The following is a 22,987-nucleotide window of genomic DNA, read 5'->3' as shown; positions in this document are numbered from 1 at the left end:
CTTACTCCGCCGCGCGCCGCGCGGTGACGACATCGCTGAGATATTCGGAAAACTCTTCCCGCAATTCGTCCCGCTCCAGCCCGAAGGCGACGGTCGCCTGCAGGAACCCTGCCTTCGAGCCGCAATCGAACCGTTGCCCGCGGAAGCGCAGGCCATACACGCCCCGATCGGCGGCAATTTCGTCCGCGATGGCATCGGTCAGCTGGATCTCGCCACCGGAACCGGCCTTCAGCTTGTTGAGGTTCTGCATGACCGTCGGGGCAAGGATATAGCGACCGATGACTGCAAGATTCGAGGGCGCGGTTCCCGGTGCCGGTTTCTCGACCATGCCCCGGGCCTTGACGATGGCGCCCATGTCCTCGCTGACATCCAGCACACCATAGGACTGCGCCTTTTCGGGCGCGACCTCCATCGTGGCAACCATGCTGCCGCCCGTCTCCCGATAGGCTTCGATCATCTGCTGAAGGCAGGGTGGCTCGCCCATGATGACGTCATCCGTCAGGATCACCGCGAAGGGTTCATCCTCATTGACCAGACGGCGGGCACACCATACGGCGTGGCCGAGGCCAAGCGCCTTGTGCTGCCGGATATAGGCGATGGCACCCGATTCCATATTCGTTGACCGCAATACGTCCAGAAGCTCGGTCTTGCCAGATTTCTTCAGGCTGGATTCCAGTTCGTGCGCATGGTCGAAATAGTCTTCAAGCGCGCCCTTGCCGCGCGAGGTAACGAAGATGAATTCCTTGATGCCTGCGGCACGCGCCTCGTCGATCGCATATTGAATCAACGGCCTGTCCACCAGCGTCATGATTTCTTTCGGGATGCTCTTCGTGGCGGGAAGAAAGCGTGTCCCCAGACCGGCCACGGGGAAAATGGCCTTTGTTACCTTGCGACTCATTGATGAATACCTTTGTTCCTGTTCAAGGACGACAGACGTGGCGGCAGCGCAAAACACAGCGCGGACGGCGTGCGGACGCAAGGCTCAGGATACTGCCTTGGACGGGGGCACGCCAACCCATTCGGTTCATTTCGACGGACATTCGCCGATCCAGTTCGCATCACCGCTTTTCCCGCACTTGGTTCACTCGATGCGCATCTCGCGCATCATCTCTTCGATCCTCGCAACATCCTCGGGATTGTTCAGTTCCCAAAATTGTCGTCCACGCGCTTCGACCTCCACACACAGGATGCGCCGCCCCCTTTCAAGGAAACGCAACTGTTCAAGTCCTTCCAGCTGTTCCAGCGGCCCTTCTGGCCAATCCGCGTAAGCGGTCAGCGCGGCGGGTCGATAGGCATAGACGCCGACATGGTGAAACACCGGGCTAGGCTGATTATCGCCGAATTCGCCGGCAGCGAATGGGACGACTTCCTTTGAAAAATACAGCGCCTGCCGGTCATGGCCGAAGACAGCGGTGGTACCACCGACCCGACCAGCCATGCGATCTGCGATCAGATCGGCCCGCATCCGCCCGGAACAACGCAACACCGGCGTCGCGACCTCGGCCCGCGCATCGGCGCGCAGCCCTGCGATCAGGTCCTCGACGAACCAAGCCGGGGTCAGCGGCGCGTCACCCTGCAAGTTGACGACGATCTCGGGCGACAGGCCAAGATTGGCAACTGCTTCGGCACAACGCTCGGTACCGTTGCGGCACAAGGTGGATGTCATGACCACCTGTGCGCCAAAGCCTTCCGCGTGGTCCCGAATGCGGTCATCATCCGTCGCGACGACGACCTGATCCACGCCACTGACCGTCATCGCGGCGTCCCAGCTGCGCCGGATCAGGCTGCGTTTTCTGCCCGACGCCCCGGTCAGATCAACAAGCGGCTTGCCGGGATAGCGGGTCGAGGCGTGGCGGGCGGGTATGACGACAAGGACCGACATCCGGATCAGGCCTTCGCCAGCAGCACGCCCGGAGCATAGGCGATGAAGAACGGGTTCTCGAAACCGGGCTTTCCATAGGCAAGCGGCCTATGATCGTCGAAACGCACGACCTCGCCACCGGCGCCGCGCAACACCGCGTCACCGGCGGCCGTGTCCCATTCCATCGTGCGGCCAAGACGCGGATACAGATCCGCCTCGCCGGTCGCCACAAGGCAGAATTTCAGCGAAGATCCGGCACTGGTCATGTCGCGCACCCCGTACTGCGCGATATAGGCATCCGTCGCCTCGTCACGATGCGATTTCGAGGCGACAACCATCAGCCCGCGATTGTCAGGCATCGGGTTCACCCCGACCGACTGGGTCTCGCCCGGTTGCTCACCGAACGGGCCGCGCTCTTCTACCGAGCGGCCATCCGCGATGGTGTAGAAAAGCCGTCCCTTGGCGGGGGCATAGACAACGCCGCGAATCGGCACACCGTTTTCGACATAGGCAATATTTACGGTGAAATCGCCACGGCGCTGAACGAATTCCTTGGTCCCGTCCAGCGGATCGACGATCAGGAACGTGGAAACCGCCTGACCATGTGTCGCCGCCTGCTCTTCGGTGACCAGCGGAAGATCGGGAAATGCCTCTCGCAGCCCGGCGGCGATCAGCGCGTCTGCGGCCTCGTCAGCCTCGGTCACGGGAGAATCGTCCGATTTCGCGCGAACCTCGAAATCGTCGGCCTCGTAGATCTCCATGATCCGGGCCCCGGCCTGAAGGGCGAGACGGCGCATCTCGGTGGTCAGTCGATCAAATTGCATCCAGTTTTCCTTCCCATCTGTCGCCCCGACGCCTCCGCACGATTGTGCGACCGGCCGCGCCCCCTTATGATCGCCATGAAAGGCTTGGGCAAGCACCCGTCATGCGCGACCTTTTCCGGTCCTTCCGCAGCCTTTCCAACCCGACACGGGCAGCACCGCAAGGATACCACGAACGGACCCGAAGATTGTTTATCCAGCGCCGCAACCAGAACCTGATACAAGCCGCCGGCACGACGCTGGCGCTGATCTATCACCAGACGGTCTATAACCTGCGGACCGATCACCGGAACCCGATCATCGGGCTGCTGCTGACCATCCTGCAGACCGTTGTGTTCATGGCTGCATTCCTGCTGATCTTCCTGGTGATCGGCATCCGGCAATCGCCGATCCGTGGCGACTTCATGATGTACATCATGTCGGGCATTTTCCTGTTCATGACGCATGTGAAAACCGTCGGGGCCGTGGCCAGCAGCCATTCCGTATCCGGGGGGCTTACCCAGCACGAGCCCCTTAATCCCGCGGTGCTGATCGCCGCGGCGGCTCTGACGGTGTTGTATCGGCAGACGATCAGCATCCTTGCCATTCTTGGACTCTACAATGTGCTGCTCAATCCGGTGACACTGGCCCATCCGGTAGGCTGCGTGGCGATGTACCTGCAGGCATGGTTTTCGGGCGCATGTGTCGGGCTGGTGTTTCTGGGCATCCGGCCTTGGGCGCCCAAGGCGTCGCAACTGCTGACCACGGTCTATCAGCGCATCAACATGTTCGCGTCGGGCAAGATGTTCGTCGCAAATGTTCTGCCGAATTTCATGCTACCGTGGTTTATCTGGAACCCGCTGTTCCACATCATCGACCAGGCCCGCGGCGATATCTTCGTGAACTACACGCCACAGAAAACCGACCCCTATTATGCGATCTGGTTTTCGCTTGCGGCGATGATGCTGGGCCTGCTGATCAACTTTACCACCCGCAAATACGAATCGCTCAGCTGGAGCGCTGGACATTAGGCCTGTTCGGTTCGCATCCGGCAGGTTTCGGTCGAAATGCCATGCAATTTGGTCCGGCGGGACGCTTGCGGGCCTGAAAACCATCCCTATATACACCCCCGAAGCCTCCGGGCATGTCCGGAGCTGAACAATCACTGGGATCGGACTGCGGGGGCCGCAACGGACCCACAGCCCAAGATATCGCCGCAAGAGAGGTTAGAAACTCATGTCCAAAGTTATCGGCATCGACCTTGGCACCACCAACAGCTGCGTCGCCATCATGGATGGCAGCCAGCCGAAGGTCATCGAAAACAGCGAAGGCGCACGCACCACGCCCTCGATCGTCGGCTTCACCGACGGTGAGCGTCTGGTCGGCCAGTCCGCGAAACGCCAGGCCGTGACCAACCCCACCAACACCGTCTTTGCCGTCAAGCGCCTGATCGGCCGTCGCATCGGCGACGAAGCCGTCGAGAAGGACAAGAAACTTGTCCCGTATTCGATCGTCGACGGCGGCAACGGCGATGCATGGGTCGAAGTGAAGGGCGAGAAATATTCCCCCGCTCAGGTCAGCGCGATGATCCTTCAGAAGATGAAGGAAACCGCCGAATCCTATCTGGGCGAAGAGGTGACGCAGGCCGTCATCACCGTTCCGGCCTATTTCAACGACGCGCAGCGTCAGGCCACCAAGGACGCCGGCAAGATCGCGGGCCTTGAGGTCCTGCGCATCATCAACGAGCCGACTGCGGCCGCGCTGGCCTATGGTCTGGACAAGAAGGAAAGCAAGACGATCGCGGTCTATGACCTCGGCGGCGGCACCTTCGACATCACCATTCTGGAAATCGACGACGGCCTGTTCGAGGTCAAATCGACCAACGGGGACACGTTCCTGGGTGGCGAAGACTTCGACATGCGGATCGTCAACTATCTGGCGGACGAGTTCAAGAAAGAGCACGGCGTCGATCTGACCAAAGACAAGATGGCCCTGCAGCGCCTGAAAGAGGCCGCCGAGAAAGCCAAGATCGAACTGTCCAGCAGCAGCCAGACCGAGATCAACCAGCCGTTCATCTCGATGGACAAGGATTCGGGCACGCCGCTGCACATGGTCATGAAGCTGACCCGCGCCAAGCTGGAAAGCCTGGTCGGTGACCTGATCAAGCGCACGATGAAGCCGGTGCAGGACGCCCTTAAGGACGCCGGCGTCAGCAAGGGCGAAATCGACGAGGTGGTTCTGGTCGGCGGCATGACCCGCATGCCGAAGGTCTTCCAGGAAGTCTCCGATTTCTTCGGCAAGGAGCCCCACAAGGGCGTGAACCCCGACGAGGTCGTGGCCCTGGGCGCCGCGATCCAGGCCGGTGTGCTGCAGGGTGACGTCAAGGACGTCGTGCTGCTGGACGTGACGCCGCTGTCACTGGGGATCGAAACCCTGGGTGGTGTCTTTACCCGCCTGATCGACCGCAACACCACCATTCCGACCAAGAAGTCGCAGATCTTCTCGACCGCCGAGGACAACCAGAACGCCGTGACGATCCGGGTCTTCCAGGGCGAACGCGAGATGGCCGCCGACAACAAGATGCTGGGTCAGTTCAACCTCGAGGACATTCCGCCTGCACCGCGCGGCATGCCGCAGATCGAGGTGACCTTCGACATCGACGCCAACGGCATCGTCTCGGTCAGTGCCAAGGACAAGGGCACCGGCAAGGAACAGAACATCACCATCCAGGCTTCGGGCGGGCTGTCCGACGAGGATATCGACCGGATGGTGAAGGATGCCGAACAGAACGCCGAGGCCGACAAGGGCCGCCGCGAACTGGTCGAGGCCAAGAACCAGGCCGAAAGCCTGATCCACACCACCCGCAAATCGCTGGAAGAGCATGGCGACAAGGTGGACGAGGCGACTGTCGAGGCGATCGAGTTGTCGATCGGCGCGCTGGAAGAGGCCATGAAGTCGGAAGATGCCGGCAAGATCAAGTCCGGCCTTCAGAACGTCATGGACGCCTCGATGAAGCTGGGCGAAGCGATCTACAAGGCGCAGCAGGACAGTTCGGAAGGCGCCGAGTCCGAGGGCGATTCGCCGCGCGATGTGGATGACGACATCGTGGATGCCGATTTCGAGGATCTCGGCGACGACAAGAAACGCGGCTGATCCGGGCCGCACCCCGTCCGGGCCGGTCCGCCAACCAGCGGGCCGGCCCTCCTTCTTGGGGAAGTGAACAGGAAACCACATGGCCAAGCGTTGCTATTACGAGGTTCTGGGCGTCACCCGCGGGGCCTCGTCGGAAGAAATCAAGAAAGCCTATCGCGGCAAGGCGAAAGAGCTTCACCCAGACCGCAACAAGGACGACAGCCAGTCCGAGGCACGCTTCAAGGAAGTCAACGAAGCCTATGACTGCCTGAAGGACGACCAGAAGAAGGCGGCCTATGATCGCTTCGGCCACGCCGCGTTCGAGAATGGCGGCATGGGCGGCGGGTTCGGCGGCGCGCGTGGCGGCCATCCGGGCGATTTCGGAAGCGCCTTCGCGGATGTGTTCGAGGATCTTTTCGGCGACATGATGGGACGGCGCGGCCCGGGCGGCGGCCGTTCGCGGGCGCAGCGTGGCCAGGATCTGCGCTATAACCTGCATGTGTCGCTGGAAGACGCCTACAGGGGCCTGCAGAAGACCATTTCCGTCCGCGGCTCGGCCGCTTGCGAGGAATGCGAGGGGACGGGTGCCGAAGGCGCCACCCAGCCGGCGACATGCCCGACCTGTGCCGGGATGGGCAAGGTGCGCGCGCAGCAGGGTTTTTTCACCGTCGAACGCAGCTGCCCGACCTGCGGCGGCGCGGGCCAGATCGTCAAGAACCCCTGCAAGGCATGCCACGGTGCCGGCCGGATCGAAAAGGACCGCACGCTGTCGGTGAATATCCCCGCCGGCGTCGAAACCGGCACCCGCATCCGCCTGGCTGGCGAAGGCGAGGCCGGGCTGCGCGGCGGTCCTGCGGGCGATCTGTATATCTTCATCGAGGTGCAGGAGCACGAGATTTTCATCCGCGACGGCAGGATGCTGGCCTGCCAGGTGCCTGTGGGCATGGCCACGGCAGCCTTGGGCGGCGAGGTCGAGGTGCCGACGATCGATGGCGGCCGCGCCCGCGTCAAGGTTCCCGCAGGCAGCCAGTCCGGCCGCCAGATGCGTCTGCGTGGCAAGGGCATGCCGCCGTTGCGCCACGGCGCGGGTGCGGGCGGTGAACACGGGGACATGCTGATCGAACTTGCGGTAGAGACGCCGGTCAACCTGACGACCCGGCAAAAGGAACTGTTGCGAGAGTTCGAGGCAGTGCAAGCCGACAACAGCCCGCAATCCGACAGCTTCTTCAAGAAAGTCAAAGGCTTCTGGGACGACATGACACGATGATGGCACGGCGCGGCAGGCGTTAACGCTTTCTTCACCCCTGCCGCGCCAGACTGTCGTCATGGACCAGAATCGCGCCTTTGGCGAAATGCCGCTGCCCTTGTTCTCGCCCGCTTCCGATGACGTGGCGACGCCAGTCGTGGTCATGCCCGCGCGGAAGCATGGCGCGGGTGCGCCATCCTATCTTGCCGACCACCGGGCGCGGCTTCGCGACCGTTTCATGCAGGGCGGTGCGGCCGCGATGCCGGATTACGAAATGCTGGAACTGGTCTTGTTCCGCGCCATTCCGCGACAGGATGTCAAACCGCTGGCCCGGCGACTTATCGACAGTTTCGGTGACTTCAACCGGGTTCTATCGGCGCCTTCTGCCCGGCTGGCCGAAATCGACGGGGTCGGTCCCGCGGTCATTGTCGAATTGAAGATCATCGAGGCGGCAGCACAGCGTCTATCGCGCGCCCGGATCATGAACCGGCCTGTCCTGTCAGGCTGGGATGCACTGCTTGACTACTGTCACACGACGATGGCGCATCGCGAGATCGAACAGTTTCGCGTCCTGTATCTGGACCGCAAGAACGTGCTGATCGCGGACGAGGAACAGGGGCGTGGAACGGTCGATCATGTTCCTGTCTATCCGCGAGAGATTATCCGGCGCGCATTGGAACTGAACGCCTCGGCCGTGATCCTTGTCCACAACCACCCCTCGGGCGATCCGACCCCATCAGACTCGGACATCACCATGACCGCGCGCGTCGCACGGGCGGCAGACAGCATGGGCATCACCGTCCACGACCACCTGATCATCGGAAAGTCCCGCGAACTCAGCTTTCGGTCCGAAGGGCTGCTATAGGCGCCGGAGCGGCGGTCAGTCCGCGTCCAGCGCAGCTTCGGCGGCGGCAGCCACGCGCAGCAGATGGCCGTCGCGCGCCGCATGTCCCATCATCATGATCCCGCATCCCGGATGCCCCGTCGGCAGGGTCGCCGCGGGCAGGCCCAACAGGTTTGCAATCCTTGTATTGCGCAGGGTCAGCAGGTTGGCACGGACGAAATACGCCTCGTCCTCCATCAACCGCTTTGCATCCGGAGGCAGGATCGGCACCGTCGGCAGGATCACCGCATCGAATGACGACGCCACGTCCTTGACCCATTTTCGGCGGATGCGGACCAGTTGCTCCCAGGCCGCGACATAGTCTGGCGCGCTGACCTCGGCACCGCCGCGGAATCGTTCAAGGATCGGGTTCCACATCAGTTCGGGCGCATCTTCGATCTGTGCCCGCCAGATCCCATAGGCTTCCGGCGCGAACAGTTGCGGCGACAGCGCCATCGCCTTGTCCAGCCATTCGGTCGCCACATGGGTTATCTGGGCGCCGGCACGGGCAAGCCGCTGGACCGCATCCTGAAACGCGGTCACGGGACCTTCGCCGGCATCGTCGAAAGGCAGCCCGTCCAGCACCATCAGCCGCAGCCCGGACGCCTGCGCGCCATGCAGATCGACGGCCTTGCGGTTCGCCATCACCGCCAGCAATTCGGCACAATCCTCGACGGTTCTGGCGATCGGCCCGACCACATCAAACTTGCGGCACAGCGGCACGACGCCCTTCTCGGGCAGGCTGTCATGGGTCGGCTTGAACCCCACCAGCCCGTTCCACGCAGCAGGCACCCGGATCGAGCCGCCGGTATCCGACCCGATCGCTGCCGCCGCCAGACCCAGCGCCACCGACACCGCCGCGCCCGAGGACGATCCGCCCGGAGCAAGCGCCGGGTCCAGACCATTGGGCGGAGTCGCTGTATTCGGGTTCAGCCCCAGACCGGAAAATGCCAGCTCGGTCATGTGGGTCTTGCCCAGACAGACCAGCCCGCTCCGGGCGCATCGCGCCAGCACGGTTGCGTCCTTGCGCGGAACCCGCGCCTCCAGAAGCCTGGATCCGGCCTCGGTCACCGTGCCGCCGCTGTCGATATTGTCCTTCCAGCTGATCGCCACACCGTCAAGGATGCCGTGGCGCAGCTCGACCTTGGCACGATCATGCGCCGCGACCGCCTCGGATCGGGCACGCGCCGCGGTCAGACGTGCGTAGATCCGCTTGCCGTCAGGATGGGCCCTGGCCGCATCAAGATAGGCTTCGGTCTGGTCGATCGGGTCAAGAAGCCCGGCCATGATCGCCCGGCCCTGCTGGACCGCCGAGGCACGCAACCAATCCATGATCAGAAATCCACCGCGATGCCGTTCTTTTCATAGTCGCCAAAGCGCACCGGTTCCGGTCCGTCGCGCCCGCCGTATTCGATGGGAGGTGGCGCCATCTTCGCGGCCTGCCTGCGACGTTCTTCGGCCTCGGCAAGCGCACGCTGCGCGGCGGGCGGAAGATCGGGTCGATCATTCATGGAAACATCCCCCGATTGGGCTTAAGGGTCGGTGTCACTAATTCAACAACATCTAGGCGAAGGAAAGCGATTTGGCAAAGCCGGGGTCCGATCAGGCGCGAAAAGGCGCATTGCGACTGCTGCAGGGCGTGCGCGAGGGAGTGTCGCTGTCGGATCAGGCCGGGGCGCTGAAGGCGCTGACGCCCTCGGATCAGGCCCGCGCCGCGCGGCTTGCGGCGGAAACATTGCGCAACCACGATCGCGCCGACGCGGTTCTGGCGGGTTACGTCGCCCGCAAGCCTGCGCCGCAGGTCGCCGATGTGCTGCGACTGGCCACGGTCGAACTGCTGGAACTGGGCGGCGCAGCCCATGGGGTGGTGGATGCGGCCGTCAATCTGACACGCGGACTGGGCAAGCGTGGTCAAGCCGCCGCCGGAATGGTCAACGCCGTCCTGCGCAAGGTCGCGCGCCACGAGGGCTGGGCGGATCTGCCGCCACAGCAAATGCCGGACTGGCTGCGCAAGCGGGTGCAGGCGGCATGGGGCGAGGATGCGGCGCGCTGGATCGAGGCCGCACATCAGGCCGGCGCCGCGTTGGATCTGTCCCTGAAGCCCGGCGCGTCGCGAATGGACGGGGCCGAGGTTCTGCCGACCGGCTCGTTGCGGCTGCGCGGTTCTGTGCAGGTATCCGCACTGCCGGGGTACGCGTCGGGCGATTGGTGGGTTCAGGATGCCGCCGCCGCGCTGCCGGTTCGGCTGCTGGATCCTGCGCCGGGCGAACGGATCGCCGATCTGTGCGCCGCGCCGGGTGGAAAGACGCTCCAACTGTCGGCTGCCGGGGCACATGTCACAGCGGTCGATATCAGCGCCCCGCGCCTGAAGCGGGTCTCCGAAAACCTGCGCCGCTGCGGGTTGCAGGCAGAGCTGGTCACTGCGGACGCGCTGGAATGGCGGCCGGACGCGCCCTTCGACGCGGTGCTGCTGGACGCTCCCTGCTCGGCCACCGGCACCATCCGCCGACATCCCGATCTGCCGTTTCTGCGCGACGGGACCGGGATCGCGGAACTGGTCGATTTGCAGGCACGGCTGATCGATCATGCGCTGCAGTTGATCCCGGCCGGTGGACGCCTGGTCTACGCGGTGTGTTCGTTGCTGCCGGACGAAGGCGAGGCTCAGATCACCGCCGCCTTGTCACGCCATGCGGGTGTCACGGTCGAGGCACCTGACATCGCGGGTATCCAGCCGGACTGGATCACACCCGAGGGCGGGTTGCGCCTGCGCCCGGATTACTGGCCGGATCTGGGCGGCATGGACGGGTTCTACATGGCGCGACTGCGGCGGGGCTGAGCGGGTGGCATTAGCGGCCAGGACAATCCACGGCGAATCTGGTGACCCGCGACGGCTGGTTTTTCTGACCCACCTGCACCCCAAGGCATGCCGCCGACCGCGGACCAGCGGACTGTCTTGACGTCGGCGACGCTGGACCTTCGCCTGTATCGGGTTTAGGTGAGCGGCAAAATCCAGATGCGAGGCTTGCCCATGTCCCATCCCATCGCCCTGAAACGTGCGCTGATCTCGGTGTCCGACAAGACCGGCCTGATCGAGTTCGCCCGCAAGCTCGAGGCGCGAGGCGTGGAACTGCTGTCCACCGGCGGCAGCGCCAAGGCGATGCGCGAGGCGGGATTGACCGTGACCGACGTTGCCGACGTGACCGGCTTTCCGGAAATGATGGATGGCCGCGTGAAGACGCTGCATCCGGCGGTTCACGGCGGCCTCTTGGCGCTGCGCGACAACCAAGAGCATCTGGCCGCGATGGAGTCCCACGGGATCGGGCCGATCGATCTGCTGGTGGTGAACCTGTATCCGTTCGAGGCCACGGTCGCCAGCGGTGCGGGCTATGATGATTGCATCGAGAATATCGATATCGGCGGGCCCGCGATGATCCGGGCCGCGGCCAAGAATCACGGCTTCGTCACGGTGATCGTGGACGTACAGGACTATGACGCGCTGCTGGTCGAACTGGACGACAACGACGACCGCACCACCTACGAGTTCCGCCGTCGTCAGGCGCAAATCGCCTATGCCCGCACCGCCGCTTATGACGCAGCGGTTTCGAACTGGATGGCCGACGCGATCGACGAGGAAACGCCCCGCCGCCGCGCCTTTGCCGGCACCCTGGCCCAGGGGTTGCGCTATGGCGAGAATCCGCATCAGACGGCGGCCTTCTATGTGACCGGAGAAGTGCGTCCCGGCGTCGCTTCCGCGCGCCAGTGGCAAGGCAAGGAGTTGTCCTATAACAACATCAACGACACCGATGCAGCGTTCGAACTGGTGGCCGAGTTCGACCCCGCGGACGGCCCGGCCTGCGCGATCATCAAGCACGCCAACCCCTGCGGCGTCGCGCGCGGCGCGACCGCCATCGATGCCTACAAGCGTGCCTTCGACTGCGACCGCACGTCGGCCTTCGGCGGGATCGTCGCGCTGAACCAGCCGCTGGATGGCGCCACCGCCGAGGAGATCGTGAAGATCTTCACCGAGGTGGTGATCGCGCCGGATGCCGACGAGGACGCAAAGCGCATCTTCGCCGCCAAGAAGAACCTGCGATTGCTGACGACGGGCGGTCTGCCCGATCCGCGCGAAGCGGGCATCACCTTCCGACAGGTCGCGGGCGGATTTCTGGCCCAGGGACGCGACAACGGCCATGTCGGCGCAGACGCGCTGAAGATCGTGACCCGGCGCCAGCCCTCGGAGACGGAACTGGCCGACATGCTGTTTGCCTGGACCGTGGCCAAGCACGTCAAATCGAACGCCATCGTCTATGCCAAGGACCGCGCCACGGTCGGCGTCGGCGCCGGACAGATGAGCCGCGTCGATTCGACCCGGATCGGGCGCAGAAAATCCGAAGACATGGCCGAGGCGCTTGGCCTGCCGTTGCCGCTGACCATCGGCGCGGTGGTCGCATCGGACGCGTTCTTCCCCTTCGCCGACGGGATCGAGGCGCTGGCCGAGGCCGGCGCCAAGGCAGTGATCCAGCCCGGCGGCTCGATGCGGGACGACGAGGTGATCGCCGCCGCCGACCGGCTGGGTCTGGCAATGGTCTTCACCGGCCAGCGACATTTCCGACACTGATGCAACAGGAACTGCCTTTCGAGGACGCGAAAACGCCCGAGCCCGCGCCGAAACACAGGACGCCGCGGCGACCGCGCAAGCCAAAGCCGCCGCCGCGCGGCGACATGCGGCTGACCGCCTGGATCGCCGTGGCGATCATCGTGTTCGATCAGCTGCTGAAATACTGGGTCGTTCATGTGCTGCGGCTGGATCAGCTGCGCAATCTGGATGTGCTGCCCCCATGGCTGAACCTGCGGATGGCATGGAACCAGGGTGTGAATTTCGGGCTGCTGTCCTCGGAACAGGATCTGACGCGCTGGCTGCTGATCGCGATCGCCGTGGCGATCTGCCTGTGGGTCTGGGTTTGGTTGTGGCGCAGCGCCGCCAGCCGCTTTGCCCGCGTCGCCGGGGGCTTGCTGATCGGCGGCGCGATCGGCAACGTGATCGACCGGCTGGCCTATGGCGCGGTCGCGGATTTCCTGAACATGTCGCTGCCTGGCTGGCAGAACCCATACAGTTTCAATGTCGCCGACATCGCCATCTTCGCGGGGGCGATCGGCCTTGTGCTGATGCCACAGGACAAGACCGGTGACGACAAATCCGCCCGCAAGCCGCGTCGTCCGGCCCAGGACAAGGACAACCCCCGTGACGGGGGAAAAAAATCCGGCTAGAACGGGCGCGAATGATAAAGGGGCAGGTGATGCGAGCATTCGCGCTGGTAATCGGATTTGCGGCAGCGGCCGGGCTTTCGGCCTGCAGCGGCGACCCGCGTCTGATGAATATCGAGTCTGGCCAGAGCAGCCCCGACGAATTTGCGATCCTGCCGACCAAACCCCTGTCGATGCCACCCGATCTTGCGGTGTTGCCGTCGCCGACCCCTGGCGGTGCGAACATCACCGACCCGACGCCGCAGGCCGACGCGGTTGCGGCGCTCGGCGGCAATCCCGGTCGGCTGGCCGATCAAGGCATCGCGGCCTCGGATCAGGCGCTGGTCGCCTACGCGTCACGTCGCGGCAACAATCCCGGCATCCGCACAACGCTGGCCGAGGCAGACCTGCGCTGGCGTTCGCGCAACGCGCGCCGTCCGCTGGAGGCGCTGTTCGGCACGTCAGTCTATCAGCGCGCATATCGCCCGATGGCACTGGACCCCAGCGCCGAGCAGCTGCGCTGGCAGCGTGCCGGGGCGCGGACGTCGACCTCTCCGACCCCCACGGCAGAGTGATCATCGCGCAGGCTTGCAGCGCGATGTGCTGCGGGCCAGCCGGATAGGTTGCGAGGAACAGACCGAATCCGCATGTCGTCGGTGATTTGCGGGCGGCAGGCCCGCTTTGCCAAGTCGGTCCGACACACACAATACCGCGAGACCGTCTTGCGCCGCACCGCCCCCCGGTTCAGATTTCCGCCCGTGAAAGAGGAGGTCGAGCCCCGGATGCATCACCCTGTCCTGCCCACCGCACTGGCCCTGTGCCTCACCGCATTTCCGGCATTCGCTGAGATGCCCGAGGGAATCAGCCATTTCACCCTGCCAAACGGCTTGGAAACCGTGGTGATCGAGGATCACCGCGCCCCGGTCGTCGTACAGATGGTCTGGTACAAGATCGGCGCCGCCGACGAGACGCCTGGCAAGTCGGGCATCGCACATTATCTTGAACACCTGATGTTCAAGGGCACCGACAAGCTGGAGCCGGGCGAACTGTCGAAGACCGTCACCGCCAATGGCGGCATGGACAACGCCTTCACCTCTTATGACTACACGGCCTATTTTCAGCGCATCGCCAGTGATCGCCTGCCCCTTGTCATGGAGATGGAATCGGACCGCATGCAGAATCTGAAGATCGGCGAGGACGATTGGCAGGCCGAACGCCAGGTGGTGCTGGAGGAACGTGCGCAGCGTGTGGACAGCGATCCGCGCGCCCTGTTTTCCGAAGAACGCGACGCGGTTCAGTTCTACAATCACCCCTATGGCCGCCCGATCATCGGCTGGCGTCAAGAGATGGAAGGGCTGACTCGCGAGGATGCCATCAACTGGTATGACAGCCACTATTCGCCGAACGAGGCCGTGCTGATCCTTGCCGGTGATGTGACGCCCGAAAAGGCCCGCGAACTTGCCGAAAAATATTACGGCCCGATCCCTGCAAAGGGACAGGCGGAACCGCGCGTCCGACCGCAGGAGCCGGCACAGAAATCCCCCCGGCGCATGGAAATGCATGATGCGCGCGTCGCGCAGCCGACGCTGATCCGCAGCTATCTGGCGACGGAACGCAACCCGGGCGATCAGCAGCGCGCCGCCGCGCTGACGGTCCTGTCCGAACTTCTGGGCGGTTCGATGCAGACCTCGGTCCTGGGCCGCGAACTGGCACTGACGGGCAAGGCGATCTGGGTCGGCGCGGGCTATGACGGGCTGGCGGTGGATCCGACCACCTTCTCGATCTCGATGGTGCCTGCGCAGGACATGTCGACCGAGCAGGCAGAACAGCTACTGGATCAGAGCCTTGCGAAATTCCTTGAAACGGGCCCTGATGAAGATGATCTGGAACGGGTCAAGACCCGCATCCGCGCGGCCCGAATCTATGCCCGCGATTCGGCCCATGGCCGTGCCTATGACTATGGCCAGGGTCTGGCCACGGGGCTGACCATCGAGGATGTGAACGACTGGCCCAACATCCTGGCCTCGGTGACCGCACAGGATGTGCGTGCGGCGGCGCAGGATCTGTTGACCAGCGACGCGACGGTGACGGGCTGGCTGCTGCCCGAAGAAACGCAGCAGCAAGCCAAGTCCTCGCCGGCGCAGAACCGGGCCGCGAAATCCGCGCGACCCGTGCCTGCGTCGCGTACCCCTGCCTCCGATGGGGATCGCCCGCCGCTGCGCCCCGCCCGAAACGCCACTACCGCCGACGAGGTGCAAGAATGATCCGCGCCGCCATTGCCCTGTTCCTTGCCGTTCTGGCCGTTCCGGCCCACGCCATCGACATCCAGCGGGTCACATCGCCCGGCGGCATCGAAGCCTGGCTGGTCGAAGATCACTCGATCCCCTTCACGGCCCTCAGCCTGGACTTCCAGGGCGGCGCCAGCCTGGAAGCACCGGGCAAGCGCGGCGCGATCAACCTGATGACCGGCCTTCTGGAAGAGGGTGCGGGCAAGCTGGATGCGACCGGCTTCGCCCAGGCGGTCGAGGATCTGGGCGCGGACCTGTCCTTCGATGTCAGCGACGACGCGCTGTCGATCAGGATGCGCGCCCTGACCGAAAATCGCGACCAGGCCGCCGGATTGCTGGCGCAGGCCCTGACCCAGCCGCGCTTTGACGAGGACGCGGTCGAACGGGTGCGCGCTCAGGTCCAGGCGATCATCCGGTCCGAGGCGACCGATCCGCAATCCATCGCCGCCAAGGAAATGGCGTCTCAGGCCTGGGGCGATCATCCCTATGCAACCTCGATCAACGGCACCGCCGATTCGATCGCCGCATTGACCCGCAAGGATCTGGTCGCGGCCAAGAACCGCGTTCTGGCCCGCGACAGGGTGGTGATCGGCGCCGCCGGCGACATCACCCCGGACGAGCTTGGCGTCCTGCTGGATCAGGTTCTTGGCGGGTTGCCCGAAAAGGGAACCGCGCCGCTGCCCGAACAGGCAAAGCTGCAGTTGACCGGCGGGATCACGGTGATCGACTGGGACAGCCCGCAGACGATCGTCAGCTTCGCCGGGCCGGGCCTGCCAATCGACGATCCGGATTATTTCGCGGCCTATGTCGCGAATCACATCCTTGGCGGCGGCGGTTTCAGTTCACGTCTGATGGACGAGATCCGCGAGAAGCGCGGGCTGACCTATGGCATCGGGACCGGTCTGGCGACGGGGCTTTACGGTCAGACATGGCAAGGCGGTATGGCCGGGTCGAACGCCAATATCGAACAGGCCCTGCAACTGATCCGCCAGGAATGGGACCGAATGGCCGCGGACGGCGTGACCGAGCAGGAACTGAACGACGCCAAGACCTATCTGACCGGCGAATACCCGCTGCGCTTCGATGGCAACCGCAAGATCGCGTCAATTCTTTCTGGAATGCAGCTTGCAGGTTTTCCGATCGACTACGTGAACACCCGCAACGACCAGGTTGAGGCCGTGACGGCCAGCGACGTCCAGCGCGTCGCAGATCGGCTGCTGCGTTCGGACGATCTGCGCTTTGTTCTGGTCGGTCGCCCGGAAGGGCTGGATGACAGCGCGTCCAGGCAAGAGGCCGGCCAGCCCGAACCGGAAGCGGCGGTCAACTAGCCGACGATTGCCGCCGAATCGCTGGCGGGTCGGCCCGCTTCTTGCTAAATCTGGTGGCATGAACAGCCATGCCCCCAATATCCGCCCGATCATCCGGCAACTTGACGAGGCGACCGCGAACCGGATCGCGGCGGGCGAGGTGGTGGAACGCCCCGCCTCGGCAGTCAAGGAACTGGTCGAGAACGCGCTGGACGCAGGCGCATCGCGGATCGAAGTCGCCATAGAAGATGGCGGGAAACGCCTGATCCGCGTCGCGGATGACGGTTGCGGCATGACGCCCGATGATCTGCCGCTGGCCCTGTCTCGCCATGCCACCAGCAAGATCGACGGCAGTGACCTTCTGGCCATTCGCAGCTTCGGCTTTCGCGGCGAGGCGCTGCCGTCGCTGGGGGCGGTCGGGCGGCTGACCATCACATCACGCGCGCGCGGCGCGGACGGCGCCCAGATCATCGTGACTGCGGGCAAGGCCAGTTCCGTCAGACCCGCCGCCGGCAATCCGGGCACGGTGGTGGAACTGCGCGACCTGTTTTTCGCGACCCCCGCACGACTTAAATTCATGCGCAGCGAACGCGCCGAAACGCAGGCCGTCACAGACACGCTGCGCCGGCTGGCGATGGCAGAGCCCTGGGTCGGGTTCACGCTGACCGCGGATGGGCGAGAGATCTTTCGCGCCGACGCCGAACAGGGCGTGCTGTTCGGCGCACTGCAGGCGCGGCTGGCCCGCGTCATGGGGGCCGAATTCATCGACAACACCATCGCGCTGGACGCCGAACGCGATGGTCTGACCCTGACGGGCTTTGCCGCCCTGCCGACCTATTCCCGCGGTGCGGCAATTGCGCAGCATCTGTATGTCAATGGCCGCCCGGTGCGCGACAAGCTGCTGACAGGGGCGCTGAGGGCGGGATACATGGATGTGCTCGCGCAGGGGCGGCATCCAGCGGCGGTGCTGTACCTGACCTGCGATCCGCAGCTGGTCGACGTCAATGTCCACCCCGCCAAGGCCGAAGTGCGGTTCCGCGATCCTCAGGCTGCGCGTGGACTGATCGTCAGCGCATTACGGCATAGGCTGGCGAATGCGGGACATCGGGCCTCTTCGACCGTGGGCGATGCGACGCTGGCCGCGTTCCAGCCCGAAACCGACACCCCGACCCGGCCGGCCCGCGCCTATCAGATGGACTACCGCCCCTCGGGCGGTGCCGTCCGCGCCGCTCTGGACCTGCAGGCCCCCGACCCGCAGCCGGGTTTTGCCGAAGCGCCTTCTGCCCGGTTCGAGGACACGCCCCGACACCTCGCCGACGAAGCCCCCCTGGGGGCCGCGCGGGCGCAGATTCACGAAAACTATATCATCGCCCAGACGCAGGACGGGCTGGTGATCGTCGATCAGCATGCCGCGCATGAACGCCTGGTCTATGAACGGCTGAAGGCGCAGGCCGACGCGACCGGCATCGCAAGCCAAGCCCTGCTGATCCCCGAGATCGTCGAACTGCCCGACAGCGACGCCGTCCGGTTGCTGTCAATCGCCGATGAACTTGCCGATCTGGGCCTTGTGATCGAGGCTTTCGGCAGCGGCGCAATCGCCGTGCGCGAAGCGCCCGCCATGCTGACACGACTGAACGCCGCCGCGCTGATCCGCGACATTCTGGATGATCTGACGGATCAGGACAGCACAGACCGGCTGCGCGCGCGCATTGATGCGGTGCTGTCATCAATGGCCTGCCACGGCTCGGTCCGTTCGGGGCGCCGCATGGGCGCGGTTGAAATGAACGCCCTGCTGCGCGAAATGGAACGCACGCCGAAATCCGGCCAGTGCAACCACGGTCGCCCGACATGGGTCAAGCTGCGCCTGTCCGATATCGAACGTCTGTTCGGCCGGAAGGATTGACGGGACGCGCGGGCGGGATCACAACTGGACATCCGCCGGAGACCCGCCATGCTGCAGATCAGCCCCGACAAGATCGCCCATATCATCATCCGCGCCCGTGAATATGAAAGCGGTATCAACGCCTGGGCGCATGAAGGCGAACGACGTCAGCATGGAACCCGAACCGAGTTGCATGATTTCATCGAAAACCTGAACGAAGATGAACAGGCAAGTCTGGTCGCCGTGATGTGGATCGGACGCGAAAGCTTCGAGCCCGAGGAACTGGCCGAAGCGATCGCTACGGCACGGGTCGAGCGGACCACGCCGACCCAGAATTATCTGATGGGCGAGCCACGTCTTGCCGATCTTCTGGAATCCGGGATGGACGCATTGGGCATCTCGCCCGAGGATGCCGAGGACGCGTTGCAGAAGCCCGTTTGAAACGCGCCCCGGAACAACACCCCTCTGCCCGCCGTTGAGATGTCGAAACGTGCCGGACCTGATGTTGACGGCGCGATCTTCGGAAGGGTTCAACCATGAGCGACGAACGCAGCAAGCAGGACAAATCTTCGCCCGATCAAGGCCAGGACACCGGTGCCAGACCGATCAGCGAGGAAAATCACGATCATCACAAAACCCGGCGCCATGACGACTCGCAAGGCCGGGAAAGCAATGCCGATCCGATTTCCGAGGAAAACGACGAAGCTGGCCAGTGACGGCGACGACAATCCCCGCCGCCGAATCCGGCGGCGGGGATCGATTGGTCTGGATCAGCGTGCGGTCAGCCGGATCAGGGCACCGTTGGCATCGTCAGTCAGCACCATGATCGCCCCGTCCTGCGCCACCGCGACATCCCGCACCCGACCTATGCCCTCGACATGCCGGGCTTCTCCGGTCACGCGATTGCCTGACAGCTCCAACCGGACCAGAGATCCCGATTGCAACCCGCCGATCAGCAGGTCGCCGTTCCAGTCGGGGAACATTTCGCCGTCATAGAAGGTCATTCCACCCGGTGCGATCACGGGATCCCAGTAATAGACCGGCTGTTCAGTGCCTTCTTTCTGCGTCAGCCCGCCCGTGATGGTGCCGCCGCCATATTCGGCACCATAGCTGACATCGGGCCAGCCGTAGTTCTTTCCCGCCTCGGGCCGATTCAGCTCGTCCCCACCTTGCGGACCGTGTTCGACAGTCCACAGCGTTCCGTCGGGCGCCAGCGCCGCACCCTGCACGTTCCGGTGGCCATAGGACCAGATCTCGGGCAGCGCATCGCCGCCAAGGCCGGCACCCATCGGCGCCCCCGACAGCGGGTCGATCCGCACCACCGTTCCAAGCGTGTTCGCGGTGTTCTGCGCCTCGTGACGCGCCTCGTTGCCGCCACGTTCGCCGGTGGTGACAAACAGGCCACCCTTGCCGTCCAGCACCAGCCGGGATCCGTAATGCAGTGCCGACGGCCACGGCGTCTGCCGCCAGATCAGCTTCGCGTCCTCGACCTGCCGACCATCCGTGGACAACACCCCGGTCGCCACTGCGGTCGCCGTGTCGTTGTTCGGCTGGCGTTCGGAAAAGCTGACCCAGATACGGCGGGTCTGGTCGAAATCCTGATCAACGATCACGTCCAAGAGACCGCCCTGAGCCTCGGGGTCCACTTTCGGAAGACCCGGTATCGGATCTGAGACCGTGCCATCGGGCGATATCATGCGCAGCCGGCCCGGCTTTTCGGTGACCAGCCAGCTGCCGTCAGGCAGCTGCGCCATGCCCCAGGGATTTTCCAGACCGTCCGCGACGACCTCGCGCCGCAGGGACAAGGCTCGCAGCCCCGGTGCGCGGGTCTGATTCTCGAAGGCTGGCGTCTGACCCGGCGCGTTGGCCGGACGATCGTTGAAACCCTGTGCAATGGCGCATCCTGCGAACAGGGTAGTCGCCACGACGACCGTCAATCGCTTCATCGAAAATCTCCTCGTCAACCAACTTGCATTCAGCCTGACACGCGTCGTGGCGCGGCGGAAGCCGCACCCCATCACGTCCGCGTCAACGCAGATGATCGACCTTCGCCATGTGCTGGGCAATCTCGCCGATCTCGACCAGCCAATCGGCCACCAGCAACGGATCGTCCGGCGCGGCGTGAACGCCGGGCGCCACGCGGCCATCGGCAACCGCCTGCACGGCCATCGACACCGGGACCGAGACAAGCTGTGCCATCGCGCTGCCCTTCGCGTCGCCATGTGCGTCCAGAACCCATTCCTTGTCCCAAACGATCTTGCCATCCCGTTCGGCCCGCAGCGCGACGAACAGCACGACGCGATCGGGTTCGCCCGATGCATAGGCGTTGTCGCGCCAGAACTGATCGGCCATCTCGCGCAGCCGGTCATCGCCTTCGGGTCCTGACAAGGTCTCGACCTCGGCAAAGACCGGCGACCATGCCTGCTGCCACCCCTTCAGACGCAGGGTGCCACGCACGAAATCCTGCACGTCCCAATCGGGATCGAAGCCGTACTGCCGGATGAAGGGCAACGAATCGCGGTTCGGATAGACCTCGAACCGTTCCGGCACCGGCAGAGGCGCGTCGTAAGGCTCGATCGCGTCCCATGGCCGGGCGACATCGCGCACCGCCCCGCCGCGCAGCGATTTCGAGGGCGAGCGCAGCGCCCGCAGAACCCCCAGGGGCGACCAGCTGAACTTGTAGCGAAAGGGATTGGGGTGTTTGGGCACACCACCGCAATACGAGGTGAAGCGCACCACATCGCCTGGACGGGCGGCCTGCAGCTTGTAGTCCGCGACAAGATCATGGGCCATCAGGTGATCGATGCCGGGATCCAGCCCGACCTCGTTCATCAGCACTACGCCAGCCTCTTTGGCATCTTCTTCCAGCGCGGCCATCTCGGGCGCCACGTAGCTGGAACTGACGAAATGCGCGCCTTTCGCGATCGCCAGTTTGGCCAGTTCGACGTGCTGATCGGCCGGCAGCATCGACACGATAATATCGCCCTTTCCGACCGCATCGGCCAAGGCATCGAAACTGTAGGCGCGGATATCGTCGGTCAGATCGCCGACCTCGGCCCGGGCCTTCGCTTCGGTGCGGTTCCAGACGGTCACGTCGGCACCCGACTGCAGCAGGCGACGCAGGCCGGGAATGGCGCTGAGGCCGGTTCCGATCCAGTGGATAGTCATGTCAAACCTCGTTCAGATTGTCGCGAAAAATCGCCCGCGCGCGCGCCCACGCACCGGCGTCGATGTCGTCAAGTCGGGCCAGAACTGGCAATAGCTGCGCCGCATAGTCGGCCGAACTTTCGCGCGGCAGCATCGATGGCAGGTTGTCGACGGCCATGACGTCCAACGGAGGATCGTCGGCCACGCGCAACGCCGGCGCATCCCATGTCGTCGTGCGGTCATAGACCTTGATCGGGGAAAAATCGCTGGTCGGATCACAGGCAACGTCGCCGATCACGGTCAGCGCGCGCCCAGGATTGATCGCCTCGGCCGGAACGAAGACCGGGGCACCGGGACGGGCAAGGATCGCGTTGATGAAGATCTCGTGCGCCAGCACCTCGGGGAACGGGCCCCCATGGGCAGTTTCCTCGATGTCCCAGCGTGTGACCGGCACACCCATCGCGGTCATCAGATCCGCCGCACCGCTGCCGACCCGCCCCTTGGCACCGATCACGATGGCATGCGGACGCGGATGGCCGGTGGCATCCATACGGGCGCGCAGATCCTCGATCAGCAGGTTCTTGTCGGCATAGGCGTGAACGGGCCCACAGACGCCCCCCTGCTGCTGCGCCGCCCAGCATTTCAGCGACACCGCCGCCCCGGCATAACCTGCCCAGTAGCCGAATGCGGCCAGCCTGCGCCCGTCTTCGTCCAGCAGGTATTCCAGATCATAAAGCGTGCCGCCGCCGGCCCGAAACCGCCGCAGCAGCAGCTGTCCGGCGGGCTGGCCCTTGAAGGCGTGGCCGAACATGATGTGGCGGTGGGTCAGGGCCGATCCGTCATCGGGCAGTTCCTTCAGCCCGAAAATGATGGCGTCCGCCGGCGCGTCGGGCCAGCTGCCTTCGGGCGCGATGTCTGCGCCTGCCTTGCGATAACCCTCGGTCGGGATGATCCGGCGCGGGCTGTCTTCGACGGTGACGCGCATGCCGTTCCTGACCAGCGTGGCAACGCCGTCGGGGGTGATGCCCACCCGGTCTTCATTCGCGCGACTTTCCGCCCGCACCCACACATGTGTCATCCTTGGCCTCCGCTGCCGGTCATCCGCCGTTCTAGGCCAGCGCCCGCGCCTCAGCAACCAGAGGGAACCCGGACGGCCGGTCAGGGTTTGGTTCTCAGCGCGCACCTGTGAACAGGAGG

21 protein-coding genes are annotated in these 22,987 nt (G+C 64.5%); 13 read left to right on the top strand and 8 right to left on the bottom strand.

Translation table 11 applies throughout. The features are described 5' to 3' along the window. Window position 1 precedes the first annotated feature (1 nt). From MU516_RS14735 to cysQ, 3 genes are all read right to left on the bottom strand, one after another. A complete protein-coding gene (locus MU516_RS14735) occupies window positions 2–898 on the bottom strand; it encodes a UTP--glucose-1-phosphate uridylyltransferase (protein ID WP_209057228.1) in 897 nt (298 codons plus the stop codon). 183 nt (window positions 899–1,081) lie between these two features. Further along, window positions 1,082–1,882 (bottom strand): 3-deoxy-manno-octulosonate cytidylyltransferase, encoded by an 801-nt coding sequence (locus MU516_RS14730; RefSeq protein ID WP_260278041.1) that lies wholly within the window; start codon window positions 1,880–1,882, stop codon window positions 1,082–1,084. 5 nt (window positions 1,883–1,887) lie between these two features. Next, on the bottom strand, window positions 1,888–2,685 hold the full coding sequence (cysQ, locus tag MU516_RS14725) for a 3'(2'),5'-bisphosphate nucleotidase CysQ (RefSeq protein WP_260278040.1): 798 nt from the start codon (window positions 2,683–2,685) through the stop codon (window positions 1,888–1,890). A gap of 101 nt (window positions 2,686–2,786) precedes the next feature. On the opposite strand from cysQ, the gene MU516_RS14720 reads away from it, so the two are divergent. The 4 genes from MU516_RS14720 to radC all read left to right on the top strand — a co-directional run bounded on the left by MU516_RS14720 (window position 2,787) and on the right by radC (window position 7,904). Then, window positions 2,787–3,692 carry an ABC transporter permease gene (locus MU516_RS14720; protein WP_260278039.1) on the top strand — a complete coding sequence of 302 codons (906 nt, stop codon included), beginning with the start codon at window positions 2,787–2,789 and terminating at the stop codon, window positions 3,690–3,692. 205 nt (window positions 3,693–3,897) lie between these two features. Next, window positions 3,898–5,814: a molecular chaperone DnaK gene (dnaK, locus tag MU516_RS14715; protein ID WP_260278038.1), complete on the top strand. Its 1,917-nt coding sequence runs from the start codon at window positions 3,898–3,900 to the stop codon at window positions 5,812–5,814. A 79-nt stretch (window positions 5,815–5,893) separates the two neighbouring features. Further along, window positions 5,894–7,060 (top strand): molecular chaperone DnaJ, encoded by a 1,167-nt coding sequence (dnaJ, locus tag MU516_RS14710; RefSeq protein WP_260278037.1) that lies wholly within the window; start codon window positions 5,894–5,896, stop codon window positions 7,058–7,060. A gap of 58 nt (window positions 7,061–7,118) precedes the next feature. Beyond that, window positions 7,119–7,904 (top strand): RadC family protein, encoded by a 786-nt coding sequence (radC, locus tag MU516_RS14705; RefSeq protein WP_260278036.1) that lies wholly within the window; start codon window positions 7,119–7,121, stop codon window positions 7,902–7,904. A gap of 15 nt (window positions 7,905–7,919) precedes the next feature. Here the strand turns inward: radC and MU516_RS14700 are convergent, their stop codons facing one another. Both MU516_RS14700 and MU516_RS14695 read right to left on the bottom strand, forming a co-directional pair. Then, on the bottom strand, window positions 7,920–9,254 hold the full coding sequence (locus tag MU516_RS14700; protein ID WP_260278035.1) for an amidase: 1,335 nt from the start codon (window positions 9,252–9,254) through the stop codon (window positions 7,920–7,922). A 2-nt stretch (window positions 9,255–9,256) separates the two neighbouring features. Then, window positions 9,257–9,433, bottom strand: coding sequence for a DUF1674 domain-containing protein (locus tag MU516_RS14695; RefSeq protein WP_260278034.1), 177 nt, complete (start codon window positions 9,431–9,433; stop codon window positions 9,257–9,259). Between the two features lie 71 nt (window positions 9,434–9,504). Between MU516_RS14695 and MU516_RS14690 the strand changes: the two genes are divergently transcribed. The 9 genes from MU516_RS14690 (at window position 9,505) to MU516_RS14650 (ending at window position 19,359) form a co-directional block, all read left to right on the top strand. Then, complete coding sequence (locus tag MU516_RS14690) at window positions 9,505–10,758, top strand: RsmB/NOP family class I SAM-dependent RNA methyltransferase (RefSeq protein ID WP_260278033.1); 1,254 nt, start codon at window positions 9,505–9,507, stop codon at window positions 10,756–10,758. Window positions 10,759–10,950: 192 nt separating this feature from the next. Beyond that, window positions 10,951–12,540, top strand: coding sequence for a bifunctional phosphoribosylaminoimidazolecarboxamide formyltransferase/IMP cyclohydrolase (purH, locus tag MU516_RS14685; protein ID WP_260278032.1), 1,590 nt, complete (start codon window positions 10,951–10,953; stop codon window positions 12,538–12,540). Next, the gene (gene lspA / locus MU516_RS14680) at window positions 12,540–13,190 is read left to right on the top strand and encodes a signal peptidase II (RefSeq protein WP_311319113.1); all 651 of its coding nucleotides are present in this window, start codon (window positions 12,540–12,542) and stop codon (window positions 13,188–13,190) included. Before purH ends, lspA begins: the two co-directional genes overlap by 1 nt. Window positions 13,191–13,219: 29 nt before the next feature. Next, complete coding sequence (locus MU516_RS14675; protein WP_260278031.1) at window positions 13,220–13,741, top strand: DUF3035 domain-containing protein; 522 nt, start codon at window positions 13,220–13,222, stop codon at window positions 13,739–13,741. A gap of 207 nt (window positions 13,742–13,948) precedes the next feature. Continuing rightward, on the top strand, window positions 13,949–15,430 hold the full coding sequence (locus tag MU516_RS14670; protein ID WP_260278030.1) for a M16 family metallopeptidase: 1,482 nt from the start codon (window positions 13,949–13,951) through the stop codon (window positions 15,428–15,430). Beyond that, entirely contained in the window at window positions 15,427–16,782 is a 1,356-nt protein-coding gene (locus tag MU516_RS14665; RefSeq protein WP_260278029.1) for a M16 family metallopeptidase, read from the top strand. The genes MU516_RS14670 and MU516_RS14665 overlap by 4 nt, the downstream gene beginning before the upstream one ends. Window positions 16,783–16,840: 58 nt before the next feature. Continuing rightward, entirely contained in the window at window positions 16,841–18,664 is a 1,824-nt protein-coding gene (gene mutL / locus MU516_RS14660; RefSeq protein WP_260278028.1) for a DNA mismatch repair endonuclease MutL, read from the top strand. 48 nt (window positions 18,665–18,712) lie between these two features. Next, window positions 18,713–19,084, top strand: coding sequence for a DUF3775 domain-containing protein (locus tag MU516_RS14655; protein WP_260278027.1), 372 nt, complete (start codon window positions 18,713–18,715; stop codon window positions 19,082–19,084). 95 nt (window positions 19,085–19,179) lie between these two features. Next, window positions 19,180–19,359: a hypothetical protein gene (locus MU516_RS14650; RefSeq protein ID WP_260278026.1), complete on the top strand. Its 180-nt coding sequence runs from the start codon at window positions 19,180–19,182 to the stop codon at window positions 19,357–19,359. Window positions 19,360–19,413: 54 nt separating this feature from the next. Here MU516_RS14650 and MU516_RS14645 read toward each other — a convergent pair whose 3' ends face one another. The 3 genes from MU516_RS14645 to MU516_RS14635 form a co-directional block, all read right to left on the bottom strand. Beyond that, window positions 19,414–20,589 (bottom strand): PQQ-dependent sugar dehydrogenase, encoded by a 1,176-nt coding sequence (locus MU516_RS14645; protein WP_260278025.1) that lies wholly within the window; start codon window positions 20,587–20,589, stop codon window positions 19,414–19,416. Window positions 20,590–20,671: 82 nt separating this feature from the next. Then, window positions 20,672–21,811 (bottom strand): saccharopine dehydrogenase family protein, encoded by a 1,140-nt coding sequence (locus MU516_RS14640; RefSeq protein ID WP_260278024.1) that lies wholly within the window; start codon window positions 21,809–21,811, stop codon window positions 20,672–20,674. Window position 21,812: 1 nt separating this feature from the next. Further along, on the bottom strand, window positions 21,813–22,868 hold the full coding sequence (locus MU516_RS14635) for a saccharopine dehydrogenase (protein WP_260278023.1): 1,056 nt from the start codon (window positions 22,866–22,868) through the stop codon (window positions 21,813–21,815). Window positions 22,869–22,987 lie beyond the last annotated feature (119 nt).

The sequence above is a fragment of the Paracoccus maritimus genome (genome assembly GCF_025195095.1).
Classification (GTDB): domain Bacteria; phylum Pseudomonadota; class Alphaproteobacteria; order Rhodobacterales; family Rhodobacteraceae; genus Paracoccus; species Paracoccus maritimus.
This window is presented reverse-complemented; position numbering and strand designations above follow the sequence as displayed.

Coding starts and splice junctions, on each gene's coding strand:
- MU516_RS14735 (WP_209057228.1), bottom strand. CDS start 898: ATGAGTCGCAAGGTAACAAAGGCCATTTTCCCCGTGGCCGGTCTGGGG.
- MU516_RS14730 (WP_260278041.1), bottom strand. CDS start 1,882: ATGTCGGTCCTTGTCGTCATACCCGCCCGCCACGCCTCGACCCGCTAT.
- cysQ (WP_260278040.1), bottom strand. CDS start 2,685: ATGCAATTTGATCGACTGACCACCGAGATGCGCCGTCTCGCCCTTCAG.
- MU516_RS14720 (WP_260278039.1), top strand. CDS start 2,787: ATGCGCGACCTTTTCCGGTCCTTCCGCAGCCTTTCCAACCCGACACGG.
- dnaK (WP_260278038.1), top strand. CDS start 3,898: ATGTCCAAAGTTATCGGCATCGACCTTGGCACCACCAACAGCTGCGTC.
- dnaJ (WP_260278037.1), top strand. CDS start 5,894: ATGGCCAAGCGTTGCTATTACGAGGTTCTGGGCGTCACCCGCGGGGCC.
- radC (WP_260278036.1), top strand. CDS start 7,119: ATGGACCAGAATCGCGCCTTTGGCGAAATGCCGCTGCCCTTGTTCTCG.
- MU516_RS14700 (WP_260278035.1), bottom strand. CDS start 9,254: ATGGATTGGTTGCGTGCCTCGGCGGTCCAGCAGGGCCGGGCGATCATG.
- MU516_RS14695 (WP_260278034.1), bottom strand. CDS start 9,433: ATGAATGATCGACCCGATCTTCCGCCCGCCGCGCAGCGTGCGCTTGCC.
- purH (WP_260278032.1), top strand. CDS start 10,951: ATGTCCCATCCCATCGCCCTGAAACGTGCGCTGATCTCGGTGTCCGAC.
- lspA (WP_311319113.1), top strand. CDS start 12,540: ATGCAACAGGAACTGCCTTTCGAGGACGCGAAAACGCCCGAGCCCGCG.
- MU516_RS14675 (WP_260278031.1), top strand. CDS start 13,220: ATGCGAGCATTCGCGCTGGTAATCGGATTTGCGGCAGCGGCCGGGCTT.
- MU516_RS14670 (WP_260278030.1), top strand. CDS start 13,949: ATGCATCACCCTGTCCTGCCCACCGCACTGGCCCTGTGCCTCACCGCA.
- MU516_RS14665 (WP_260278029.1), top strand. CDS start 15,427: ATGATCCGCGCCGCCATTGCCCTGTTCCTTGCCGTTCTGGCCGTTCCG.
- mutL (WP_260278028.1), top strand. CDS start 16,841: ATGAACAGCCATGCCCCCAATATCCGCCCGATCATCCGGCAACTTGAC.
- MU516_RS14655 (WP_260278027.1), top strand. CDS start 18,713: ATGCTGCAGATCAGCCCCGACAAGATCGCCCATATCATCATCCGCGCC.
- MU516_RS14650 (WP_260278026.1), top strand. CDS start 19,180: ATGAGCGACGAACGCAGCAAGCAGGACAAATCTTCGCCCGATCAAGGC.
- MU516_RS14645 (WP_260278025.1), bottom strand. CDS start 20,589: ATGAAGCGATTGACGGTCGTCGTGGCGACTACCCTGTTCGCAGGATGC.
- MU516_RS14640 (WP_260278024.1), bottom strand. CDS start 21,811: ATGACTATCCACTGGATCGGAACCGGCCTCAGCGCCATTCCCGGCCTG.
- MU516_RS14635 (WP_260278023.1), bottom strand. CDS start 22,868: ATGACACATGTGTGGGTGCGGGCGGAAAGTCGCGCGAATGAAGACCGG.